Genomic DNA, 22803 nt, shown 5'->3' with positions numbered 1-22803 from the left:
TTGCAGATGAACATGATTCCTTATGTAGTGGAACAAACGAAACACGGCGAGCGTTCGTATGATATATACTCAAGGCTTTTAAAAGACCGCATCATCATGATCAGTGACGAAATCAATGACCAGACAGCCAACAGCGCGGTCGCACAGATGCTTTTCCTCGCTTCAGAGGATCCGGAAAAAGATATTTCCCTCTATATAAATAGTCCGGGCGGTTCAGTCACGGCAGGTTTTGCGATTATCGATACGATGGATTACATTCAGCCTGACGTGAAAACAATCTGCATCGGAATGGCCGCTTCCATGGGAGCGATGCTGCTCCTGTCCGGGAAAAAGGGAAAACGATATACGCTCCCGTCAGCCGAGGTGATGATCCACCAGCCGCTCGGAGGTGCCCGGGGCCAGGCGTCCGATATTGAAATAACCGCGAAACGCCTGCTTCACACCAAACAGATTTTAAATGAAAAAATCGCCAAACAGACCGGACAGCCAATTGAGAAGGTTGCCCGGGATTCAGACCGCGATTACTATATGACCGCGAAGGAAGCACTCGCCTACGGAATCGTCGATGAAATCATTACCAGGTAGCTGAACAGAAATCCTCCTGAAAAAGTGCTAGAATGAGAGAGCAAACTTTTTTAGGAGGATGATTTATGCAATTCACCAAATCTGAAGAGCTTCAAAAGTCAGCTCTTGAACATATTGTCGGCGGTGTAAACAGCCCGTCCCGATCGTATAAAGCTGTGGGCGGCGGAGCTCCGGTCGTCATGGAAAAAGGCCAGGGCGCTTACTTCTGGGATGTAGACGGAAATAAATACATAGATTACCTGGCGGCATATGGTCCGATCATTACCGGACATGCCCACCCCCATATCACAAAAGCTATTACAAAAGCGGCGGAAAACGGCGTTCTTTATGGAACACCGACACCGTTCGAAATCGATTTTGCGAAGAAGCTGAAAAAAGCCATGCCGAACATGGAAAAGGTCCGTTTCGTAAACTCCGGTACCGAAGCGGTTATGACAACGATCCGTGTAGCCCGTGCCTATACAGGACGCGATAAAGTCATTAAATTTGCGGGCTGCTATCACGGCCACTCCGATCTTGTTCTTGTGGCAGCAGGATCAGGTCCTGCAACACTCGGTACACCGGATTCTGCAGGGGTTCCAAAAAGCATTGCCCAGGAAGTCATCACCGTTCCGTTTAATGACATCGAACCTTTCCGTGAAGCCATGGAAAAATGGGGCAGTGAAATCGCTGCTGTGCTGGTCGAGCCGATCGTCGGCAACTTTGGAATCGTTGAACCGAAACCCGGCTTCCTCGAGCAGGTAAACGAAATCACCCACAACGCCGGTGCTCTTGTCATTTATGATGAAGTCATCACGGCATTCCGCTTCATGTATGGAGGCGCCCAGGATATGCTCGGCGTGACACCTGATTTGACTGCGCTAGGAAAAATTATCGGCGGCGGTCTGCCAATTGGCGCTTACGGCGGTAAAAAAGAGATTATGGAAACTGTCGCACCGCTCGGACCTGCCTATCAGGCAGGAACCATGGCCGGCAACCCCGCTTCCATTCTTTCCGGAATCGCCTGCCTCGAAGTACTGGAGCAGGAAGGCGTCTACGAAGAAATGGACCGGCTTGGCGCGATCCTTGAAGAAGGCATCCTAAAGCATGCGGCTGAACATGATGTCACCATCACAGTGAACCGTCTGAAAGGTGCGCTCACCATCTACTTTACAGATGAAAAAGTAGAAAACTATGAGCAGGCAGAAAACACAGACGGCGAAATGTTCGCCCGCTTCTTTAAAGAAATGCTGCACCAGGGAATCAACCTTGCCCCTTCAAAATACGAAGCCTGGTTCCTGACAACTGAGCATACTGAGGAAGATATTCACGAGACTCTCGCTGCAGTTGAAAAAGCGTTTAGAGCTTTGAAAAAATAAGAATGGGTACAGGACCGGCATGCTTATGAGCCGGTCCTTTTTTTGTGCTTACACACAAGGTGAGGCCGAACTTATCCGATGGTTTCCGGGCCAAGTTCCACCGGATACGGGCCACTTCTTTAGGTTTACGGGCCATTCTCCAGATACGGCCGCTCTTCAGGGCCAACTCGTTTCAAATACAGGCCTTCCTCAGCTTTCTTCACAGTGCATAAAAATACATAATTATTCAGTCCGATTAAGCTTGCATTCTCTGATTCTTTTTAACCTCAACTATGAAAACGCTTACTTAATCATGCATATAAGCGTTTGGAACATTTGTGACACAGTGGTTGACATGAATAGCCCTCTCATCTTTTTGCATAAATAATTGAAAATGTTATTTCAAGGTGATATGATAAAAGCTACAATTCTGAAAATTATATAAATTCAGTGTACGTTCAATTCCTGTCCGGCACTGTTTTCTTTTCTTTTCTCCGCCTTATTTTTACACCCTATTACTCTTCAATTTTATTATCAATTTTCAACCTATATAAGCAGGAGGTGAAGGCGCAGCGAGCGGAATAAACCATTCCCTCATAGCAGCCGATTAATATGAAGCAAAAATGGAGTCCCAGTCTATTCAAAAACTATGAAAACGCAGAACACGATGCATGCGGAATTGTTTCCATCGTCGAGAAACATAACATACCAACGAAAGAGAATATCGATGCTTGTATTAAAGCTCTTGTCACGATGAACCACCGTGCAGGCTTCATAAATGAAGAAGGCGATGGCGTAGGCATTCATATTGATATTCCCCGCAAACTCTGGAAACAAAAGCTTGAAAAGGCCGGTGCGGATTCAAGCCTGACCGACAGAGACGATTTCATTGTCGGCCATTTCTTTTTATCCCGCCACGGCAATCAGCAGGAAACGAAAAAAGCCGCAGAAAACCATATTGCTTCACACGGTTTTGAGATTGTTTTTGAAACGGACAAAGTCACCTCTTCTCACGCACTGGGTCCGATTGCTGTTCAGGAAGAGCCTCTTTTCTGGCAGACTGCCCTGATCCCTGCAAAGGAAACGAGTGAATCACTGACTAAACGCCTATTTGATTTGGCCATTGAACTTGAGAAAGATGAGCACATCCATGCGGCTTCCTTGAGCCAGCATGCCGCCGTATATAAAGTCATGGGCGCAGGCGACATCCTGCCTCAGTATTACCATGATCTTGCGGATCCTTCAGTGGCATCCTCCATGACACTCGGGCACAACCGCTATTCAACGAATACCCTGTCCAACTTTTTCCGTGTGCAGCCATTCAGCATGCTCGGCCATAACGGTGAAATCAATACGATTTCGAAGCTTCGCGATGAGGCGCGCATGATTGGTGCCCCGCTTACAATCGGCGGAAGCGATTCACAGGATTTGAACCGGACGATCGAGACTCTTGTATGCCGTGACGGATACAGCTTGTTTGAGGCACTTGACGTTCTGTTTCCTCCTATTATTAATGAAATCAAGGCCTATCCGGATCACCTCAAAAATCTGTATACGTATATCCGCGAGGCCTGGGGCCATTTTGCACAGGGTCCGGCAGGCATCATTTCCCGCTTTGGGGATGAAGCGGTTTACAGCGTGGACGCTCTTGGTCTGCGTCCGCTTTGGAAAGTGGAAACGAAAACCTCCTATATTTTCGCGTCAGAGCCTGGAATCATTCCAGCAAGTGAATATATGGCGAATCCAAAGCCGCTGGCGCCGGGTGAAAAAGTAGGATTGAAATGGGACGGGGATTCCATCAAGGTGTATGACTATCCTGCGTACCAGGAGGAGGTTCACGGCCGCTTTACAAAACGCGTTCAAACCGATGGCTTTGGCGCTAATCTGAACCATCCTGTTTCAAAAGGCAAATGCTCCACATCACCGGTGATGAAGCTTCATAACGGTCACTATGCCGCATTCGGCTGGGACAGGGAGCATATCCAGCTGCTAGAGCAGATGGCAGATAAAGGCGTTGAACCAATCCGTTCTCTCGGACATGACGGGCCGCTTGCCGCCATTCATCCCGGCCGGAAAAACCTGGCGGACTTCTTTAAAGAGAGCGTAGCGGTTGTCACAAATCCGGCCATTGACCGCGACCGCGAATCCGAGCATTTCTCTACCCGGACAATCGTCGGGAAACGCCCGTCCCTGTTTGAGGCGGAATCCAGCGAGCATATTCTGGAGCTTCCTTCCCCGATTATCATGGAAGGTCTTCTCGCCCATGAAGCAGCTGATGCGTCCAGCCAGCTGCCATATGAAGAACTGACGGAGCATTTTTCAAGGAATAAACAGCTTTACGTTTTAAATACCGTGTTTTCTGAAAATGAAACGCTGAAGGAGGCACTTGACCGTCTATCTGCCGAAGCCATCCAAGCGGTTCGGGATGGTGCCGCACTGCTTGTACTGGACGATCATCTTGCCCATAAAGACGGTAATCTGTGGATAGACCCCCACTTGATTACTTCTGTGATCGATCAGAATCTTGTGGCTGTGCAGCTTCGCCGAAACTGTTCGATTCTTCTCCGTTCCGGAGCGATTCGTTCCCTGCATGACATCATCACAGCATATGGACTCGGAGCGAATATCCTGAATCCTTACATGATTTTTGCGACTGTAGCGGAAGACGGCCAGACACAGCCTTCTGTTAATCTTTTTGAAGCACTGAATAAAGGGCTGGAAAAAGTCATTTCCACGATCGGCATTCACGAACTGCGCGGGTATGGACGTCTTTTCTCCGCCATTGGGCTTAACCATGAAATCGGCGACTTGCTTGATATTCCGAATTTCCTTGGTTCAAACGAGCTCCGCTACAATTTCAATCAGATGAAATCCGATGCCATGGAGCGTGCGGAAGATTTTGAAAATGAAAAAGCCCGTCCGGCGAAAACCTTCCATCTCTTCCCGAGGATTTGGAAAGCAATCGGTGATGTGGCGGCGAACGGGGACTATGAGGCATACCGCGAGAAAATTTCCGAGCAGGAGGAAGCGAATCCAATTACGATCCGCCACCTCACAAGCCTTAAACAAACCGATTCCAGCGTGAATCCGGAAAAAGTCGATTTGAGGGTCGGAGAGCATGATCTTCCGTTCGTCATTGCTTCTATGTCCTTCGGTTCCCAAAACGAGATTGCGTTTCGTGCCTATGCGGAGGCAGCCGATCAGCTGAATATGGTCAGTCTGAACGGAGAAGGCGGAGAAATTAAGGATATGCTCGGCAAATACCCGAAAACGCGCGGACAGCAGGTGGCATCCGGCCGTTTTGGAGTCAACGCAGAGCTCCTGAACTCCTCCAATCTTCTTGAAATTAAGATCGGTCAGGGAGCAAAGCCTGGAGAAGGCGGACACTTGCCAGGTTCAAAAGTAACGGCAAAAATCGCGGAAGCCCGTAATGCGACCATCGGTTCCGATTTGATTTCACCGTCAAACAACCATGATATTTATTCCATTGAAGATCTGGCTCAAATGATCACTGAGCTGAAAACAGCGAATGACCAGGCAAAGGTTGCGGTTAAAGTACCGGTTGTTCCGAACATCGGAACCATCGCTGTCGGTATTGCCAAGGCAGGCGCTGATATCATCACCCTAAGCGGATTTGACGGCGGAACCGGTGCAGCAAGGATTCATGCCCTTCAATATGTTGGTCTTCCGGTTGAAATCGGTGTGAAAGCCGCGCACAATGCCCTGCTTGAAGCAGGACTGCGCCAGAAGGTCGAGCTATGGGCAGACGGCGGCGTAAAAAGCGCCCTGGACGTTGTAAAGCTGATGCTGCTTGGTGCGAACCGCATCGGCTTCGGCACCCTGTCCATGATCGCCATCGGCTGTACCACGTGCCGCGGCTGTCACCTGGATACGTGCCATGTCGGAATCGCCACTCAAATTGAATCGGAGGCACAGGCGAAAGAACATGGTCTGAGACGCTTCGTTCCGAGACAGTATGATCTTGCCGTTCAAGGGCTGAAAAACCTGTTCACGGCATTCGGAACCGAACTGAAAGCTTTGACCGCTTCCCTCGGCTTTACGAATCTTCAAAGCATTGTCGGACGCTCCGACCTGCTTGAACAAACAAAAGAGACTGATGCAATGGATCTTTCCCTGCTGCTGAAGCCTCTTGAAATTCAGAATCTGGCAAGCGCTCATAAAGAGGTTGCCGCAAGCAGCCAGGAACGCGGTCTTGCCGTTGCAGCAGGCGCTGAATACCTGGATTACAGGGATGAAGACCTTCATCAGTCGAGAGAATTTGCAAGCATCACCTCCGAACAGCGTGTTCTCGGAAGCCGTGTGTCCGGCCACCGGGTGCGCGAGCGTCTCGACGGATCCTATAAGGAACTGGAAGATATCCGCTTGACGTACAAAAACGGCTCGGTGCCAGGGAATGGCCTTGGTGCATATAACTCAAGCGGAATTACCATCTCCGTTGAAGGCGGTGCACAGGACGGAACCGGAAAAACGTCCTTCGGCGGCGCGATCCGCGTCCTGAAAGGAAAAGGCGGAGACGGAGAATTCTACAGCGGCTCGGTCGGAAAAGGCTTCGGCTACGGTGCCCAAAGCGGAACCCTTCTCGTTCAGGGCGATGCAGATGCAAGAGCCGGTATCCGGCTATCCGGTGCCGATATGATTATCGGAGGCCGCATCGAAAAGCCGATCCCGGCAGCGGAACATGGCAACATCGGAGTCAACGCGAATATCAAAGGCTTTGCCTTCGAATACATGACAAACGGCCGCGGCCTTGTGCTTGGCGATCCGGGTCCATGGATCTGCGCAGGGATGACCGGCGGAGTGGTTTATGTCCGCCATCAGCCTGAAATGGGCCTTACTCCATCTGCCCTTGAACGCCGCGTCGCCAAAGGAGCGAAGGTTGAAATTGGTCACCTGAATAAAAAAGGATTGACTGATATTCAAGAGCTGCTTGGCGTATACATTGCCGCACTTGAAGAGCATGGCCAGCACGCAGAAGCGGAAGAGCTAAAGTCTCTTCTCGACAATCCGGCCCAGCACTTCCTTCAGCTTGTACCGGCGAAGGAACAGGCAGATCCTTCTGTTTCTACAGAGTGATATCGCCAGAATCGAAAAGAACCGGCCTTTTTTGGGGGCGGTTCTTTTCGTATTAATTGGGGCGTGCCTGTCCCGGCATGCTTTAACGCATCAGGGGACAGAGACTGCGGCGTTTAAACCCTTTTATACCAAGGTTTGAGGCATGCGGTACCGGAGCTTTCGTTCTTTGCAGAAGCCGGGGACTGGCACGGTGCCAGTCCCGTCATCCTTCACCGCAGCGGGGGACAGAGACTGCGTTGTGTGAAGCCTTGCGCCGCAGCGGATGACGGAAATGGTGCCAGAGCTTTCCTTCTCTAATAAAGTGCGGGTCAGACACCACCGGCTTCCCTCCAAAAAAAAATCAAATACACACTTGACTCATCGGAATTATATACATTAAAATAAAACAATAATATGAGCTGATCAGAAAAACTGAAGGCGTCTACTTACTCCCAAGGTAAGCAGGCGTCTTTTTTCTGTTTTAACAACCATTTTTCCATTACACATAACCATAAGGGGAGAAAAAAATTGAACTTATTTTGGTTTTTTCCGACAGCAGGAGATGAACGTTATTTAGGAACCCTTCAAGGAGCCAGAAAAAGCGATCTCTCCTATTTAAAGCAAATCGCAGGCGCCTTAGACACTCTCGGCTATGACGGTGCTTTGCTGCCAACGGGAGCAAACTGCGAGGATGCATGGATCACCGCTTCAATGCTTGCATCCGTGACAGCGCGTATAAAATTTTTGGTGGCATTACGGCCGGGTCTAATGTCCCCTACCCTATCCGCCCGTATGGCTGCAAGCTTCGATCAGCTGTCAAACGGCCGCCTCCTTCTTAATATTGTGACCGGGGGAAATCCGGCTGAACAGGCTGGCTTCGGAAATTATCTGGACCATGACCAAAGGTACGACCTTACCGATGAATTTTTAACCATCTGGAGAGACGTTCTTCAAGGGAAAACGGTTGATTTTGAAGGAAAACATCTTTCTGTTAAGGGTGCCCATGTACCGGAACAGCCCATCCAGAAGCCTTATCCTCCAATCTATTTTGGCGGCTCGTCCGATGCCGGCAAACGGGTTGGGCTGAAGCACGCTGATGTCCATTTGTTATGGGGAGAACCCCCTGCAAAAATAAGAAAAAAAGTAGAGGAGATGAAAAAACAGGCAAAGGCAGCCGGGAAATCGATAAGATTTGGCTTGCGTATGCATGTCATCGTAAGAGAAACCGAACAGGCTGCATGGGATGCAGCGGAAGAACTCATTCAATACGTAACAGATGAGACGATTGAAAGCTTCCAGCAGCGTTTTTCTGCCTTTGATTCAACGGCGCAGAAAACGCAGTCTTCCCTGCATCGCGGTTCGAGGTCCAGAAAAGATTTAGAGATTTCTCCTAATCTTTGGGCAGGGGTCGGTCTTGCGAGAGAAGGCGCAGGGACCGCCATTGTCGGTGACCCTGATACGGTCGCTGAAAGATTGAGAGAATACGAGGGTCTTGGTATTGATACCTTTATTCTCTCCGGATACCCGCATCTGGAAGAAGCTTATCGCTTTGCAGAACTTGTTTTTCCAATCATAAAAAATCAATCAGCAGCAATTAGGGAGGAAGCTATATGAAGAAATGGGCAGGGCTAATATTCGCTGCAAGTTTAGCACTAACAGGATGTTCAGCAGGTACTTCCGGTACTTCGGAAAACGGCGGGGAAAAGGAAAAAATCAGTTTTATCCACTGGCGAGGAGAGGATTCGAAAGTATTTAATGAACTGATTTCCCAGTTTGAAGAAAAGAACCCGAATATCGATGTGGAAATGAATGTCTTTCCATCGGATCAATATCAAACCCTTGCGCAAACGAAATTAATGGACGGGACAGTAGGAGATGTCTTCGCTTCCTTCCCGGGAGCACAATTTCAATCCATCGCAAAAGCGAATCTGTACGCAGACCTCACTGACAGCAAGGCAGTCAAGCAATATCAGCCACAGTACATAAAGGCTGGACAGAAGGATGGAAAGCAGCTGGCGGTTCCATATCAGCTTGTTTACAACATGCCGCTTTATAACACGAAGCTTTTTGAAAAATATGGGCTGACCCCGCCAAAGAACTGGGAAGAGTTTCTTTCTGTCTCAAAAAAGCTTCAGGATAATGGAATCACTCCGATTGCTTTTGCAGGTGCTGACATCAGCCCCGGGCAGTTCATGAATACAATGGTCATGAATAACGCACCTGATGACAAAACGATTACGGGCCTTGAGAAAGGTGATTCAAAGCTGACGGAAGAATGGTGGGTTAAAACATTAACCCAAATAAAAGAACTTCAGGATAAGGGTGCCTTCCAGAAGGATGCGCTTGGCACGAAGCAGGACGCAGCCGTTGCATTATTTGCACAGGAAAAAGCAGCTATGCTTGCTACTGGTTCCTACTCCATCGCAACGGTAAAATCTCTTAACCCTGATCTAAAAGTCCAGCTGCTTGCTCCTATTACAGTTCCGGAAAACGAGGCAAAGTGGGAAGGCATCCATACCACTACCTTCATGCTCGGAATCAACAGCCGCTCCAAGCATAAAGAAGCCGCAGAGAAATTCATCGAATTCTTGAGCGAGCCTGACCATGCATCCGATTATGCCAATAAAACAGCCCAGCATGTAACCATTAAGGATGTTACGTACGAATCTGACGATTTAAAAGAAACGGCAGTATGGGCTGACAAAAAAACAAGATTTCAGCCGCGCTTCCTGATTGAAAACCTTGATGTACAAAAAGCGGTCGTAAACTCTATTCAGGATACATTAAGCGGCACGAGTCCTGAAGAAGCCGCTGCAAAGGCACAGAAAATTATTGACCAGACGATAAACAAATAAGCGTAAAAAGGAAGAGAGTAGTCACCACCCTCTTCCTTTTTATCTGAGAAAGGAAGGACGACCTTTGAAATACAGCAAAAGCATCTACTTGTTTTTCCTGCCCGGTTTGCTTTTATTCACCGTTTTCTTCCTGCTGCCGCTCACCCAAACCGTTTATTATTCCTTTACATCCTGGGACGGCTATACGGAGAATCCGCCTTTTGTCGGGATAAAAAACTATGTGCAGCTCATCACCGGCGATTCCATCTTTTTGCAGTCGCTTGGCAACAATGGAAAATTCATGCTGACCGTGGTCATTCTTCAAACACTGTTCTCTCTGATTCTGGCACTTTATTTATTAAAGAATAACAAGATCAGTATTTTTTTCAGAGCCTTATTCTTTTTTCCGACCATCCTCTCTTCGGTTGCCGTGGCGTTTCTATGGTCGTTTATTTACGATCCGGGTCTTGGTCTTTTAAACCAGGTTCTGAAGGCGGTGCATCTCGATTTCCTTGCCGCAAACTGGATTGGAGATCCGAAACGGGCGATTTTCTCCCTTGCCTTCGTGCAGGTATGGGCCCATATCGGACAGATGATTGTCCTTTTCGTAGCCGGGATGCAGGCGATACCAGCAGAGCTATATGAATCCGCAGCCATCGAGGGCGGTTCAAAATGGGACATATTCCGGAAAATCACCTGGCCCCTGCTCGCTCCGACCACAACCATTGTTGTAGCCTATACGACGATTCAGTCATTCAAAGCTTTTGACCTGATATTTGCCATGACGAGAGGCGGTCCAAATTATTCAACAGAGATTCTATCAACCTATATTTATCATGCAGCTTTTGAAAACTATCAGTTTGGATATGCGTCAGCTGCTTCCGTGCTTTTTATGATCCTGATCGCCATCCTTACATTCATTCAATTTAAACTGCTCCGTTCAAGCCGCATCAGCTATTAAAGGAGGTCTCCATGAAAAAAACAGGACTTGTTAAACCGATCCTTCTGTCAAGCTATTCAGTACTCATTATCGTCCCGCTTTTTGTCGCATTGCTGACATCTTTTAAACAGCTGCGCGATGTGTATGACGGGCCCCTTGCTCTGCCAAAAGTGCTTGATTTCTCCAACTTCAGCCTTCTGCTGTTTGAGAAATCCCTGGCTCATTACCTTGTAAACAGCATCATCGTGACGGCTGCTGCGGTATTTTTCGCCCTGTGGTTTGCCAGTATGATCGCTTATGGCATTACGAGACTGAGAAGCAAATGGGGAAACCTTCTTTTTGCAGTCTTTATGCTCGGAATGATTGTACCCGCACAAACGCTTATGGTTCCGCTATATTCTCTCATGCTGAAGCTTCAATTAACGAATACATTGCTCGGTCTCATTCTTGTCCATGTCGCTGTTCTCATGCCCATCTGCGTTTTTATCTTAACTGGATTTATGAAGACCCTGCCAGGTGAATTATTCGAAGCAGCCAGAGTCGACGGAGCGTCAGAATGGAATATGTACTGGAGAATCACGCTCCCGCTATCCTTCCCGTCGCTTGCGATTACCGCCATCTTTTCCATGGTCATTGTATGGAACGATTTGCTGTTCTCTCTTCTTTTTATTACAAACGAGGAGAAAAAGACGCTGCCGCTCGCTCTTTTGCAATTTCAGGGCGAATATCTGACCAATTACCCTGTCCTGTTTGCAGGCGTCCTCATCACATCTCTTCCGCTGATCATTCTGTATGTGTTCCTGCAGCGATTCTTTATTTCGGGGGCATTGAGCGGTGCAGTGAAAGGGTAAAAAAACCGGCTATGCCGGTTTTTTCTTTTGGCGTATTTTTTTACCGGTGCCTGATCCTGCTTGCTCTCATACATCAGGGCTCGGAGACTGTACTGCACCGGATCAATGGTGACTTCCTGTCATTCTTCACCGCAGCGCGGGACAGAGACTGCGTTATGCGAGTCTTTGAGCCGCAGCGGCTCTGAGAGATGGTGCCGGAGCTTTCAGCGCTGTTCTTGAACACTCGAAGGAATCCTACGCACTCTTCTTCCAAAAGGCAAGAAGGGCAGGCGCCAATCCTCCTTTTCCTACTTTTAACAGAGCGGCCTTTTCCCCTGGGTTCGGTTCAGACAAATCCTGCAGAAAATCAAGGATCAGCCGCCTTCTTTTTAAAACAGATACAGCTCCTGCTTGAAAAAACCACTCATCGATCGTATTGTAAATTCCTCTATTCACCCCGAAGACCTCTTTGCAATACTGCTGAAAAACAAGATCAGGACTGTTCACAGTTTCTGTTGAAGTCATCCTTCTCCCTCCTATTTCACTGTTCCTGTTTTGGCTATTCTCGTTTTTTCTTTAATTTCCACCTGAGTAATTTCATTTGCGTGAACGGTTATAAGCAATGAACCATATTCAAGGCGCTGCAGCAGGGACACTAAATACTCTATTTTCGTTTGATCCAGCTTTTTCATCCATGTCCACTCCTCTGTTTTTATCATGAAAAAAGGCTCTTTATTCCTCGCCAAAGAGGGGAAATAAAGAGCCTTCGGTTAACCGATCGGCAAAATAGTCTGATTACTTGTATAATAAACAATTTTATCCTATCGGTCAACTCGGAATTAGAAAATAATCCAAATGGATTAATTTCATAAAAATTCTGTCATTTCATAAATTCACAGTTGACTGGTCGGAATAGTTATATTATTATGAATTTCAAGTTAACCCCTCCGTTAACGAATGATATATAAAGGCTTATCGGTCAACCGAAGGCTTCCGCGTGCACATTCAGGTGCGTCCGGGAGCCTTCTTTTTTTATATTTTGGCTCTGTTAAACTTGGCTGTTGATTTCCACTGCAGTCGTTCGCTTTCCGCGGGGCGGGCGGTGAGCCTCCTCGCGGCTTCGCCACTGCGGGGTCTCACCTGTCCCGCTGCTCCCGCAGGAGTCTCACGCCTTCCGCTCCAATCAACAGGTGTGAAAAATCTACAACATACTTTAACATAGCCTATATTTCAAAAGGAGCTGAACAGATGAAAATTTACTGGTTTATTCCGACACATGGTGACAGCAAGTTTTTAGGAACAGCGAAAGGCGGCAGAGCGATCACCTTTCCATACCTCAGGCAAATCGCCCAGGCTGTTGATGAGCTGGGCTTTGAAGGGGCTCTCCTGCCGACGGGGAAATCCTGCGAGGATTCCTGGGTTACTGCCTCCTCTCTTCTCTCTGTCACGGAACGAATGAAGTTTCTTGTAGCAATCCGGCCCGGTCTTATCTCTCCTTCCGTTGCGGCAAGAATGGCCGCGACTTTCGACAGACTTTCCAGTGGCCGGATGCTGATCAATGTGGTCACAGGCGGAGATCCGGTAGAGCTTGCCGGAGACGGTCTTCATTTGAATCACACGGAACGGTATGAACTGACGGATGAATTCCTTGAAGTATGGCGCCGTGAACTGGCTGGGGAGGAGATTGATTTTGAAGGAAAGCATTTGAAAATTAAAGGCGGAAAATCCCTTCTTCCTTCACTCCAAAAGCCGTATCCGCCGCTTTATTTTGGAGGCTCATCAGACCCGGCTATGCATGTCGCCGCCAAGCACATTGACGTTTATCTTACATGGGGCGAGCCCCCCGCTCTCGTCGCTGAAAAAATTGCTAAAGTACGAAAGCTCGCAGCTGAGTCCGGCCGAACGGTCAGCTTCGGCATCCGTCTCCATGTGATCGTAAGAGAAACCGCTAAGGAAGCCTGGGATGCGGCGGACTCTCTCATTCAGTACGTGGATGAAGAAACGATACGAAAATCTCAGGAGGTGTTTGCCCGCTATGACTCTGTCGGGCAAAAACGAATGACCGCCCTTCACAACGGCCAAAAGGATTCTCTTGAGATCAGCCCGAACCTTTGGGCCGGTGTCGGACTTGTCCGCGGAGGGGCAGGTACGGCACTTGTAGGCGATGCAGACACAGTTGCAGAGCGGATGAAAGAGTATCACGATCTTGGAATCGATCACTTCATCTTCTCCGGTTACCCTCATCTGGAGGAAGCGTACCGGGTAGCTGAGCTTTTATTTCCAAAACTCCCTCTCGAAAACACTGTTCAGCGGTCCATTCAGGCATACGGAGAGGTCGTCGCAAACAATCACTATCCTGATTCAAAGGAGGCGAAAGCCAGTGGCTGACAAAGTTTTATCCTTTAAGAACAGCCTTGCAGCATGGGGCGTTCCCGTTCTTCTCATTGTTCTGTGGCAGGTTCTTTCCATGACCGGTTTGCTTTCCGAAAAGATTCTTCCCGCTCCATCCGCTGTATTTGCTGCTGCCGTTGCTCTGACGGAATCAGGAGACCTATTCAACTATATCGGCATCAGTTCGCAGCGGGCCATAATCGGTTTTATCATTGGAGGCGGAATCGGCTTCGCGCTCGGGCTCTTAAATGGATTGTCCTCCAAAGCGGAGACGCTCCTAGATACATCGGTTCAGATGCTTCGGAATATCCCGCATCTCGCGCTCATACCGCTCGTCATTTTATGGTTCGGCATAGAGGAAGAGGCCAAAATTTTCCTTGTGGCACTCGGAGTCCTTTTCCCGATATACCTCAACACGTATCATGGATTGAAATCCATTGACAAAGGGCTGATTGAAGCAGCACGGGTTTATGGATTAAAAGGCTTCTCTCTATTCTGGCATGTCATCTTGCCGGCTGCCCTGCCTTCCATCCTTGTTGGCGTTCGCTTCTCGCTTGGGGTCATGTGGATCACACTTATCGTCGCTGAGACCATCTCGGCTAATTCCGGCATCGGCTATATGGCGATGAATGCAAGGGAATTCCTGCAAATGGATGTCGTGGTATTAAGCATCATCCTCTATGCTCTCCTTGGGAAACTATCCGATGTGCTGGCAAAAATCCTTGAAAAAAAATGCCTGAAATGGCATCCATCCTACCAGTAAAGGAGATGAGAAAAATGACGCAAACCGGTAAGCTGACTATCCGCCATTTAGAAAAGAGCTATGGAAAGAAGCATGTGCTGGAAGGAATCCATCTCGAATTGGATAAAGGGGAGTTTGTTGCGATTGTCGGAAAAAGCGGCTGCGGAAAGAGTACGCTGCTCAAACTCGCCGGAGGACTGGAGAAGCCGGACGGCGGGGAAATTCTTGTCGGCGGCAAGCGACTGTTAGGGCTGAATAGCTCGGCCCGCATCATGTTTCAGGACGGACGCCTATTCCCATGGAAAAAGGTAATTGACAACGTAGGCATCGGCTTGAAAGGAAATTGGCGGGAGCTTGCGAGTCAGACACTTAAGCAGGTTGGACTGGCAGACCGGTCAGAGGAATGGCCTTCCATTCTCTCAGGCGGCCAGCGGCAAAGAGTCGCGCTTGCAAGGGCACTCGTGAATGAACCCGATATCCTGCTGCTCGATGAACCGCTCGGCGCTCTTGATGCGTTAACCCGGATTGAAATGCAGCGCCTTATCGAGAACCTGTGGAAGGAAAGAAAATTCACCGCTCTGCTCGTTACCCATGATGTGGATGAAGCTGTTGCGCTCGCAGACCGTGTCATCCTGATAGATAAAGGAAAAATCGTCATGGATAAAGTCATTCCGCTTCCGCGTCCAAGGCAGAGAGATCACGCCAAGTTTGCCGCACTTTCAGGAGAAATATTGAGAAAAGTCATGGGGGAAGAATCCGTCCATTCCATAAAAGCAGGGGGAGATCGTTAACATGAAAAAATCTTTATCTCTATTCTTGATGTTCATTTTAACTATAGGACTATTAAGCGCATGCGGCTCTGATGCATCCAATGCATCTTCCAAACCGGCAGAAAAGCAAAGCTCCGAGAAGAAAGTGATTCGAATCGGATACCAGAAAAATTGCCCTCTCAATATTTTAAAATCTCAAGGAACACTGGAGAAGAAGCTAAAAGAAGAAGGAATCTCCGTTAAATGGGTCGAATTTCCGGCAGGCCCTCAGCTCCTTGAGGCTTTGAACGCCGGAAGCATTGATTTCGGAAGAACCGGGGATACCCCTCCCATCTTCGCCCAGGCTGCCGGCATTGAATTCAGCTATGTTGCATCCGGCTATAAAAAAGGAAAAACGTCTGCCGTTCTCGTTCCACAGGATTCAGCTATTCAAAAACTGCAAGACTTAAAAGGAAAGAAGATCGCCTTCACGAAAGGGTCAAGTGCTCATTATCTTCTATTAAGCACTTTGAAAAAAGCAGGTCTAAAATATGAGGATATCCAGCCGGTAAACCTGACCCCATCCGATGCCCGCGCTGCCTTTGAGCGCAAAAGTGTAGACGCCTGGATTATCTGGGATCCATTCCTCGCTGTCGCCGAAAAAGAAGCAAAAGCAAGAGTCCTCACATCGGGTGACGGTCTCGCCAATGACCGCGACTTTTATCTTGCTTCAAAAAGCTATCTGAAAACAAATAAGCAAACGATTGACGATGTACTGGAAGAAGTCCAAAAGGTTTCCGACTGGGCGAAGGAGCATCCCGATGAAGTCGCAGGCTACCTTTCCCCGCTTGTGGGAATCGATGAAGATATTCTGAAAACAGCTGTAAAAAGAAGACCTTACGGAGTCGTAAAAATCGATGCTGAAATCGAGAAAGAGCAGCAGGAAATTGCGGAAGCCTTCTACTCGATTAAGCTGCTTCCTAAGGAGATTAAGGTGAAGGAAGCGATAGCCGATTAAAGAATCAGGAACCGGCAGCGGTTCCTGTTTTCTTTCTCTTTCATGGTGTTATATTTTATGAAATTGTTTACCTTATTAATATAAAATTGGAATACAAATACCAGTCTTCTACTGTATTATGTATCGAATAATGTCCCATTAATCGCTTTTACGTATCTTTCAGCTGAGCGCTGTACGGCTTCGTTTGCCTGCTCGAGAACAACACGGTGAAAGGCATTATAGAGCCGGTTGAATTTGATCGGTTTTACTTTTTCCGCTATTTGCTCAACCTTGCCGGGAGGCAGCGGAATCAGATTCGGATAGCTGTACATGAAGCTTACCCATTTCCGGTCAGCGACGACCTGGATCACGTCTCCCGTCAGCAAAATTCCGCTGCCGCTGTCCCCGCCTTTCCACTCGAGCACTGCTCCTCCCTTGAAGTGCCCTCCAAGCCGGTGAAGAACGATTCCTGGGTGGAGTTCCAGGGACTCTCCTGACCAGAAAATGATTTGGTCACTGCTTCTCGTTACCCACTCCCTGTCATCCTCATGTATATAGATGGGAGCTTGAAACGTTTCTGCCCATTCCACTTGGGTCGAATAATAGTGGGGATGGGAAAGAGCGATGGCCTGAAGTCCCCCCAAATCATGAATACGCTGGATGGTTTCCTCATCCAAATAGGTGATGCAATCCCATAGGATGTTAAATCCCTGTTCTTGAATCAAATAAGCTGTCTGGCCAATCCCAAACTCCGGTTTCGTCGTAAAACTGGACAATCCTTGTTCTTCTGAAAGGATTTCATTTTTATAGATTCCGGAATTCTTCATTTCATCAAGGGTCGTCCATGTCTGGCCTGATGGATTGATATACTGTCTTTCCTCGGAACATATCATGCATTGTGCCGGAATGCCAGTATCTTCATACTGCACTCCGCATGTTTCGCAAATGGCAAAATTCATTTTGGCTCCTCCTAAAATCAAACTCTATTCTGAATTTTAGCACATTTTAAGACAAAAAAAAGCGTGTATTCTGCATAGAATAAACGCCTTTGTTATCTTGCTTCTTTTAACCGTCCGGCCCTGTTTTTGAAAGCCCATCCGATGAGGGAGATCAGCAGTGAGACACCTGTATAAAAGACAGACCACCCAAAAAGAGCTTCCCAACCGGCATTTTGAATGAAGGGGAGGACAATTGTGATGAGATTGAGCCCGATAAAAGTGAGGACGGGCGCTAAAAAAAGATTTCTATATTTAAGAGTACATACCATTGAAAGAAGCAGCACGGCAACCGGAACAATAAACGCATAAAAAGGAATTTCCCACATTCGCATCAACTCCTAGAAAAAAATACCATTAAAATATAACATTATCTGTAAAATAAGTGAATGGACTATTTTACTAAAAAATAATTCAAGTTTCATTTCCGGTTTGTAAAGGCTTCCATCTTTGCCAATACAGGGGTCTGAAATTATGTTTAATAAGTGCGCGTTATGATTTATCCGAAAATGGGAAATAGTATCTTGAATAATCCTTTTAAACATTGTATATTACGTAGTTGTTTACTTAAACCCTTTGAAAGGAATGTAACCTTAACTTTTATGAAACTCGGTGCCCGAATTTTAAAGACAGGGATTGCGATCACCATTGCTTTATGGATTGCCTCTCTGTTGAACCTGCAGTCTCCTGTTTTCGCAGGGATTGCAGCGATTTTTGCCATTCAGCCAACGATTTACCGGTCTTATTTATCTGTTATCGAGCAAGTTCAAGCGAATTTTATCGGTGCTGCGTTTGCGATTATTTTTGGTCTTGTTTTTGGCCCTCATCCATTTGTTGTCGGTTTAACCGCGGTTATTGTCATTTCCATCAACCTGAAGCTTAAGATTCAGAATACCATTCCGGTTGCCATTGTAACGGTTATTGCAATCATGGAAACGCCGGGAGAGCATTTTATTCAATTCGCCCTGCTCCGCTTCGGAACCGTTATGCTCGGAGTATTCTCCGCCTTTATCGTGAATCTGCTGTTCCTGCCTCCGAAATATGAAACGAAGCTGTACTACCGCATTTCGGACAGTACAGAGGAAATCCTGAAGTGGATTCGCATTAATATCCGCCAGGCTTCTGAACATAACGTCCTGAAGGAGGATATCGAGCGGCTGAAAGAAAATATGATGCAGCTTGACCAGCTTTACCTTCTATATAAAGAAGAGCGGAATTATCTTCGCCGGAATACCTTAACGAAATCCCGCAAGCTCGTATTGTTCAGACAAATGCTTCTGACGACGAACAAGTCGCTTGATACATTAAAAAAACTGCACCGCCTTGAAAACGAGCTTCATTTGACGACGCCGGAGCTGCAGCAGATTATTACAGCTGAACTCGATTATCTGCTAAGCTATCATGAGCGCATTCTTTTAAAATTTATCGGCAAAATCAAAACGGAAACACCGAATGAATTGATACAGGAAGGTTTCTTTAATAAACGGGAACTGGTGGACGAATTCATGAAGTACCAGAATCAGTGTCATGATCCCGCCTGCTTTTACCACATGCTGCCGCTTGTGGCGAGCATACTCGATTACAGCGAACAGCTCGAGCATCTGGATACGCTGATCAACAGCTTCCAGAGCTACCACAAGGATGAAAATGAAATTGAAATAAGCGAAACGAAAGAATAAAGAAAGGGATGACCGCAATTGGTCATCCCTTTTTAATTCTTGGACTTCGGATCAAGCGCGTCTCTCAGTCCGTCCCCCATCAAGTTAAAGCCGAGCACCGTCAGCATAATCGCAATCCCCGGAAAAATCATCGTCCACGGCGCCTGAATTAAATACTGCTTGGAATCCGAAAGCATTTTCCCCCACTCAGGGCTCGGTGCCTGGGCGCCAAGTCCGAGAAACCCGAGAGCAGCCGCTTCAATGATCGCCGTCGCAATCGCAAGGCTTGCCTGCACGATAATAGGAGATACACTGTTCGGCAGCACATGCTTGAAAAGAATCCTGGAATCCTTCATCCCAATGGATTTTGCAGCCAAAATGTAATCTTCTTCTTTTACACTGAGCACTTTTGCGCGAAGCAGGCGGCCGAAGTTTGGAATATTAATGACCGCAATCGCAATGAGCGCATTTTGCAGAGACGGCCCGAGAATCGAAATGATAGCAATGGCCAGAAGAATGCTTGGAAAAGCAAGCATGATATCAAACAGTCTTGAGATGATGGTATCAGCCCATTTTCCATAATAGCCTGCAATGATTCCGAGCAGGGAACCGACAACAACAGATCCCAGCACGGAAAAGAAGCCGACGAACAGGGAGATCTTAGCTCCGTAAACGACCCTTGAAAAAATATCCCGGCCGAAATCATCGGTTCCAAGCCAGTGCTCAGCGGATGGCGGAAGCAGGCGCTTCGTTAAATCCTGTTCATTGATCCCCGTATGAGCGATGAGCGGAGATAAAATGGCAACAGCGATAAAGAATAGCACGATGACCGTACCAGCCACCGCTATTTTGTTTTTCAAAAAAGAACGGAGTCCTTCCTGAAAAGGAGTCAGCGGTTTTTCTTCCGTATACTGGACAGATTCAGACAGCTGCGGTTCTCCCAAAACGATTCCCCCTTAGTATTTGATGCGCGGATCAATCGCTGCATAGAGCAGATCCACGACGAGATTGACGAGGACGAAAAGAAGGGCGATGATCAGGATTCCGGATTGGATGACCGGATAATCCCTGTAGCTGATTGCCTCTACAATATACCGTCCAAGTCCAGGCCAGCCGAAAATCGTCTCTGTCAAAATGGCGCCTCCAAGCAGCAAGCCTGTTTGCAGACCGATGACTGTCAAAATCGGAATCACCGCATTTTTCAGTGCGTGGCGGTAGACAACCCAGCTCATCCGAAGCCCTTTCGCCCTGGCTGTCCTTATGTAATCAGCGTTCAGCACTTCAATCATGCTCGAACGGGTAATTCTCGCAATAATCGCCATCGGAATGGTCGCAAGCGCCGTCCCGGGAAGAATGAGATGCTTTAACACCTCGCCGAACTGGTCGAACCGGCCATTAAGAAGCGTATCGATCAGGTACAGATTGGTTACCGCATCAACAGGATTCCGGATCTCCTCGCGTCCTGTTGTCGGGAGCCAGTCCAACTGAATGGAGAAGAACCATTGTCCCATAAGGCCAAGCCAGAAAATCGGCATCGAGATTCCAATAAGCGCAATAATCATAGCGAGATAATCAAACCATGACCGCTGGAACCAGGCGCTGATGATCCCGGCATTGACTCCCACCACCGTTGCAATCACCATGGCAAAAATCGTCAGTTCTGCCGTAGCGGCAAGGTAGGGAAGCATTTCCTTGCTGATCTGGGCTCCGGTGCGGATGGATTCTCCGAGATTTCCAGTTAACAAATCCTTTAAATAAGAGCCGTACTGCACATAAACCGGCTGATCCAGTCCGAGCTTCACAGTGAGCTGCTGGATCGCTTCCGGTGTCGCCCGCTGGCCTAAAATGACTTGGGCAGGATCACCCGGAATCGCGCGGATAATCGCAAAAACGACAATCGTCATTCCGAGCAGAACCGGAACTAGCATGCCGATGCGCTTCAGAGAATAAGAAAGCATCACCGTATCCCCTTTCAAATTGGAAAAAGGGAGGAGCATAGACCCCCTCCCTTTTCTCTTTACTTAAATTCTACTTTTGTGAACAAATCCGTTCCGGTTGGATGCGGAATGAAATTTGCAATGTCGGACATTCCCGCCATCATCGGAGTTGAGTGAACGAGCGGAATCCAAGGTGCTTCATCGTGTACAATCTTCTGAGCTTTTTTGTAAAGCTCGTTTCGTTTTGCCTGATCGGTTACCGTCTGGGCTTCAATCAGAATGTCATGCATTTCCGGATTGCTGAAGTAGGTATAGTTGTTTCCGCCAATGCTGTCTTTATCCAATAGCGTATAGATAAAGTTGTCAGGATCTCCATTGTCACCAGTCCAGCCAAGAAGGAAGGAATCGGCTTCTCCCTTGCTCGCTTTCTCCAAGTACGTAGCCCACTCATAAGTGACGATTTTCGCTTTAACCCCAATTTTTTCAAAGCTTGCCTGCAGCACTTCCGCTACCTTCATTCCCTCAGGCATATAAGGACGCGCAACCGGCATAGCCCATAGCTCCATTTCAAATCCATTCGGGAAACCGGCTTCTTTTAAAAGAGCCTTCGCTTTTTCCAGATCATACGGGTATTCCTCGATGGAATCATCATAGCCTTCAAGGGAAGGAGGCATCGGGTTTTTCGCAGGCTCTGCAAATCCGCCGTAGAAAGAATCGATAATCGCTTTCTTATCCACCGCATGGTTAAGCGCCTGTCTGACAAGCTTGTTATCAAGCGGCTTTCTCGTTACCGTTAATCCAACATATCCAACGTTCATGGATGGACGCTTGAACAGCTGAAGATTTTTGTCGCCTTCGACTTTAGAAAGGTCAGACGGATTCAGTCCGTCCATCAAATCAATTTCTCCCGTTTGAAGAGCGTTAAGGCGTGCTGAGTTTTCAGGAATCGTTTTGAAGATAACCTGCTGCAGCTTCGGATACCCTTTCATCCAGTAATCCTTATTTTTCTCAAGTACAATGCGGTCATTCTGTTTCCATTCCACAAACTTGAACGGGCCTGTTCCGACCGGATTCGCGCGTAAGTCATCTCCGAATTTCTTAATGGCATCAGGACTCGCAATGCCGAATGGGGACATGGCGATATTCTTAAGGAACGGAGCCTGCGGACGCTTTAATGTAAAGACAACAGTGTTTTCATCTGTTGCTTTTACTTCTTTAATCACATGCCCCTCATCTTTTTTAAAGCCGCCGAACATCGTGTAGTAAGGGAATTTCTCTGCATCCCCGTTCATCCACCGGTCAAAGTTTACAACAACTGCCTCTGCGTTGAAGTCTGTTCCATCATGGAATTTAACCCCTTTGCGTAAATGGAACTTGTAAGTGAGACCATCTTCAGACGCTTCCCACTTTTCAGCCAGTCCCGGCTGAACCGTTGTATCCTTATCCCCATAGCTTAAAAGACTTTCATAAATATTTTCCGTAACTTTAAAGGCTTCCCCTTCCGTTGTGGTAATCGGATCAAGAGAGGTAGAGTCCCCGCCCCTTCCGTAAATGAGCGTATCTTTCTTGTTCTTGCTGCCGCCGGACTTCCCGTCCCCGTCTTTTCCGCCAGCCGTGTTGCTGCTGCATGCGGACAAAGCGAGCGACAAAATGAGGACAAAAATTAAACCAAGCATGGACCACTTTTTTCTCATTTTCTGGTTCCCCCCATTATTCACTTTTATCTATCATTCAC

19 protein-coding genes are annotated in these 22803 nt (G+C 47.7%); 12 read left to right on the top strand and 7 right to left on the bottom strand.

Annotated features, from left to right (window positions below; translation table 11 throughout):
- The first annotated feature begins 6 nt into the window (after positions 1–6).
- The 7 genes from clpP to CEF21_RS06030 all read left to right on the top strand — a co-directional run bounded on the left by clpP (position 7) and on the right by CEF21_RS06030 (position 11620).
- Positions 7–585, top strand: a complete 579-nt coding sequence (gene clpP, locus CEF21_RS06060) for an ATP-dependent Clp endopeptidase proteolytic subunit ClpP (protein ID WP_123914206.1) — start codon at positions 7–9, stop codon at positions 583–585.
- A 65-nt stretch (positions 586–650) separates the two neighbouring features.
- A complete protein-coding gene (locus CEF21_RS06055; protein WP_123914204.1) occupies positions 651–1943 on the top strand; it encodes a glutamate-1-semialdehyde 2,1-aminomutase in 1293 nt (430 codons plus the stop codon).
- Between the two features lie 591 nt (positions 1944–2534).
- Positions 2535–7016, top strand: a complete 4482-nt coding sequence (locus tag CEF21_RS06050; protein WP_123914202.1) for a glutamate synthase-related protein — start codon at positions 2535–2537, stop codon at positions 7014–7016.
- Between the two features lie 507 nt (positions 7017–7523).
- The gene (gene ssuD, locus CEF21_RS06045; protein WP_123914200.1) at positions 7524–8609 is read left to right on the top strand and encodes an FMNH2-dependent alkanesulfonate monooxygenase; all 1086 of its coding nucleotides are present in this window, start codon (positions 7524–7526) and stop codon (positions 8607–8609) included.
- Positions 8606–9850 (top strand): ABC transporter substrate-binding protein, encoded by a 1245-nt coding sequence (locus CEF21_RS06040; RefSeq protein ID WP_123914198.1) that lies wholly within the window; start codon positions 8606–8608, stop codon positions 9848–9850. Before ssuD (CEF21_RS06045) ends, CEF21_RS06040 begins: the two co-directional genes overlap by 4 nt.
- 64 nt (positions 9851–9914) lie before the next feature.
- On the top strand, positions 9915–10790 hold the full coding sequence (locus CEF21_RS06035) for a carbohydrate ABC transporter permease (protein ID WP_123914196.1): 876 nt from the start codon (positions 9915–9917) through the stop codon (positions 10788–10790).
- An 11-nt stretch (positions 10791–10801) separates the two neighbouring features.
- A complete protein-coding gene (locus CEF21_RS06030) occupies positions 10802–11620 on the top strand; it encodes a carbohydrate ABC transporter permease (RefSeq protein WP_123914194.1) in 819 nt (272 codons plus the stop codon).
- A gap of 234 nt (positions 11621–11854) precedes the next feature.
- Here the strand turns inward: CEF21_RS06030 and CEF21_RS06025 are convergent, their stop codons facing one another.
- Together CEF21_RS06025 and CEF21_RS06020 are read right to left on the bottom strand one after the other, a co-directional pair.
- Positions 11855–12124 (bottom strand): hypothetical protein, encoded by a 270-nt coding sequence (locus CEF21_RS06025; protein WP_123914192.1) that lies wholly within the window; start codon positions 12122–12124, stop codon positions 11855–11857.
- Between the two features lie 11 nt (positions 12125–12135).
- Positions 12136–12291 carry a YezD family protein gene (locus tag CEF21_RS06020; protein WP_123914190.1) on the bottom strand — a complete coding sequence of 52 codons (156 nt, stop codon included), beginning with the start codon at positions 12289–12291 and terminating at the stop codon, positions 12136–12138.
- A 556-nt stretch (positions 12292–12847) separates the two neighbouring features.
- On the opposite strand from CEF21_RS06020, the gene ssuD (CEF21_RS06015) reads away from it, so the two are divergent.
- From ssuD (CEF21_RS06015) to CEF21_RS06000, 4 genes are read left to right on the top strand one after another with little or no spacing between them, the layout of a single operon-like run.
- Entirely contained in the window at positions 12848–13987 is a 1140-nt protein-coding gene (gene ssuD / locus CEF21_RS06015) for an FMNH2-dependent alkanesulfonate monooxygenase (RefSeq protein WP_123914188.1), read from the top strand.
- On the top strand, positions 13980–14753 hold the full coding sequence (ssuC, locus tag CEF21_RS06010) for an aliphatic sulfonate ABC transporter permease SsuC (protein WP_123914186.1): 774 nt from the start codon (positions 13980–13982) through the stop codon (positions 14751–14753). The genes ssuD (CEF21_RS06015) and ssuC overlap by 8 nt, the downstream gene beginning before the upstream one ends.
- Before the next feature lie 14 nt (positions 14754–14767).
- Positions 14768–15523, top strand: a complete 756-nt coding sequence (locus CEF21_RS06005; protein ID WP_123914184.1) for an ATP-binding cassette domain-containing protein — start codon at positions 14768–14770, stop codon at positions 15521–15523.
- 1 nt (position 15524) lies between these two features.
- On the top strand, positions 15525–16499 hold the full coding sequence (locus CEF21_RS06000; protein WP_123914182.1) for a sulfonate ABC transporter substrate-binding protein: 975 nt from the start codon (positions 15525–15527) through the stop codon (positions 16497–16499).
- A 116-nt stretch (positions 16500–16615) separates the two neighbouring features.
- Here CEF21_RS06000 and CEF21_RS05995 read toward each other — a convergent pair whose 3' ends face one another.
- Together CEF21_RS05995 and CEF21_RS05990 are read right to left on the bottom strand one after the other, a co-directional pair.
- Entirely contained in the window at positions 16616–17437 is an 822-nt protein-coding gene (locus CEF21_RS05995; protein ID WP_123914180.1) for an MBL fold metallo-hydrolase, read from the bottom strand.
- A gap of 92 nt (positions 17438–17529) precedes the next feature.
- Positions 17530–17802, bottom strand: a complete 273-nt coding sequence (locus CEF21_RS05990) for a DUF2651 family protein (RefSeq protein ID WP_164462093.1) — start codon at positions 17800–17802, stop codon at positions 17530–17532.
- A gap of 273 nt (positions 17803–18075) precedes the next feature.
- Between CEF21_RS05990 and CEF21_RS05985 the strand changes: the two genes are divergently transcribed.
- On the top strand, positions 18076–19152 hold the full coding sequence (locus tag CEF21_RS05985; protein WP_123914176.1) for an FUSC family protein: 1077 nt from the start codon (positions 18076–18078) through the stop codon (positions 19150–19152).
- A gap of 32 nt (positions 19153–19184) precedes the next feature.
- Here the strand turns inward: CEF21_RS05985 and nikC are convergent, their stop codons facing one another.
- From nikC to CEF21_RS05970, 3 genes are read right to left on the bottom strand one after another with little or no spacing between them, the layout of a single operon-like run.
- Complete coding sequence (gene nikC / locus CEF21_RS05980) at positions 19185–20060, bottom strand: nickel transporter permease (protein WP_481747656.1); 876 nt, start codon at positions 20058–20060, stop codon at positions 19185–19187.
- A gap of 27 nt (positions 20061–20087) precedes the next feature.
- On the bottom strand, positions 20088–21089 hold the full coding sequence (locus tag CEF21_RS05975; RefSeq protein WP_123914172.1) for an ABC transporter permease: 1002 nt from the start codon (positions 21087–21089) through the stop codon (positions 20088–20090).
- A 59-nt stretch (positions 21090–21148) separates the two neighbouring features.
- A complete protein-coding gene (locus CEF21_RS05970) occupies positions 21149–22762 on the bottom strand; it encodes an ABC transporter substrate-binding protein (protein WP_123914170.1) in 1614 nt (537 codons plus the stop codon).
- Between the last annotated feature and the right edge of the window lie 41 nt (positions 22763–22803).

Source organism: Bacillus sp. FJAT-42376 (genome assembly GCF_003816055.1).
Taxonomy (GTDB): domain Bacteria; phylum Bacillota; class Bacilli; order Bacillales; family Bacillaceae; genus Metabacillus_B.
Note: the sequence above shows the minus strand (reverse complement) of the source record. Positions and strands in the feature narration are given on the sequence as shown.

Coding starts and splice junctions, on each gene's coding strand:
- CEF21_RS05985 (WP_123914176.1), top strand. CDS start 18,076: ATGAAACTCGGTGCCCGAATTTTAAAGACAGGGATTGCGATCACCATT.
- CEF21_RS05995 (WP_123914180.1), bottom strand. CDS start 17,437: ATGAATTTTGCCATTTGCGAAACATGCGGAGTGCAGTATGAAGATACT.
- CEF21_RS05975 (WP_123914172.1), bottom strand. CDS start 21,089: ATGCTTTCTTATTCTCTGAAGCGCATCGGCATGCTAGTTCCGGTTCTG.
- CEF21_RS06040 (WP_123914198.1), top strand. CDS start 8,606: ATGAAGAAATGGGCAGGGCTAATATTCGCTGCAAGTTTAGCACTAACA.
- ssuD (WP_123914188.1), top strand. CDS start 12,848: ATGAAAATTTACTGGTTTATTCCGACACATGGTGACAGCAAGTTTTTA.
- CEF21_RS06025 (WP_123914192.1), bottom strand. CDS start 12,124: ATGACTTCAACAGAAACTGTGAACAGTCCTGATCTTGTTTTTCAGCAG.
- CEF21_RS05970 (WP_123914170.1), bottom strand. CDS start 22,762: ATGAGAAAAAAGTGGTCCATGCTTGGTTTAATTTTTGTCCTCATTTTG.
- clpP (WP_123914206.1), top strand. CDS start 7: ATGAACATGATTCCTTATGTAGTGGAACAAACGAAACACGGCGAGCGT.
- CEF21_RS06055 (WP_123914204.1), top strand. CDS start 651: ATGCAATTCACCAAATCTGAAGAGCTTCAAAAGTCAGCTCTTGAACAT.
- CEF21_RS05990 (WP_164462093.1), bottom strand. CDS start 17,802: ATGTGGGAAATTCCTTTTTATGCGTTTATTGTTCCGGTTGCCGTGCTG.
- CEF21_RS06000 (WP_123914182.1), top strand. CDS start 15,525: ATGAAAAAATCTTTATCTCTATTCTTGATGTTCATTTTAACTATAGGA.
- CEF21_RS06005 (WP_123914184.1), top strand. CDS start 14,768: ATGACGCAAACCGGTAAGCTGACTATCCGCCATTTAGAAAAGAGCTAT.
- CEF21_RS06030 (WP_123914194.1), top strand. CDS start 10,802: ATGAAAAAAACAGGACTTGTTAAACCGATCCTTCTGTCAAGCTATTCA.
- CEF21_RS06050 (WP_123914202.1), top strand. CDS start 2,535: ATGAAGCAAAAATGGAGTCCCAGTCTATTCAAAAACTATGAAAACGCA.
- CEF21_RS06020 (WP_123914190.1), bottom strand. CDS start 12,291: ATGAAAAAGCTGGATCAAACGAAAATAGAGTATTTAGTGTCCCTGCTG.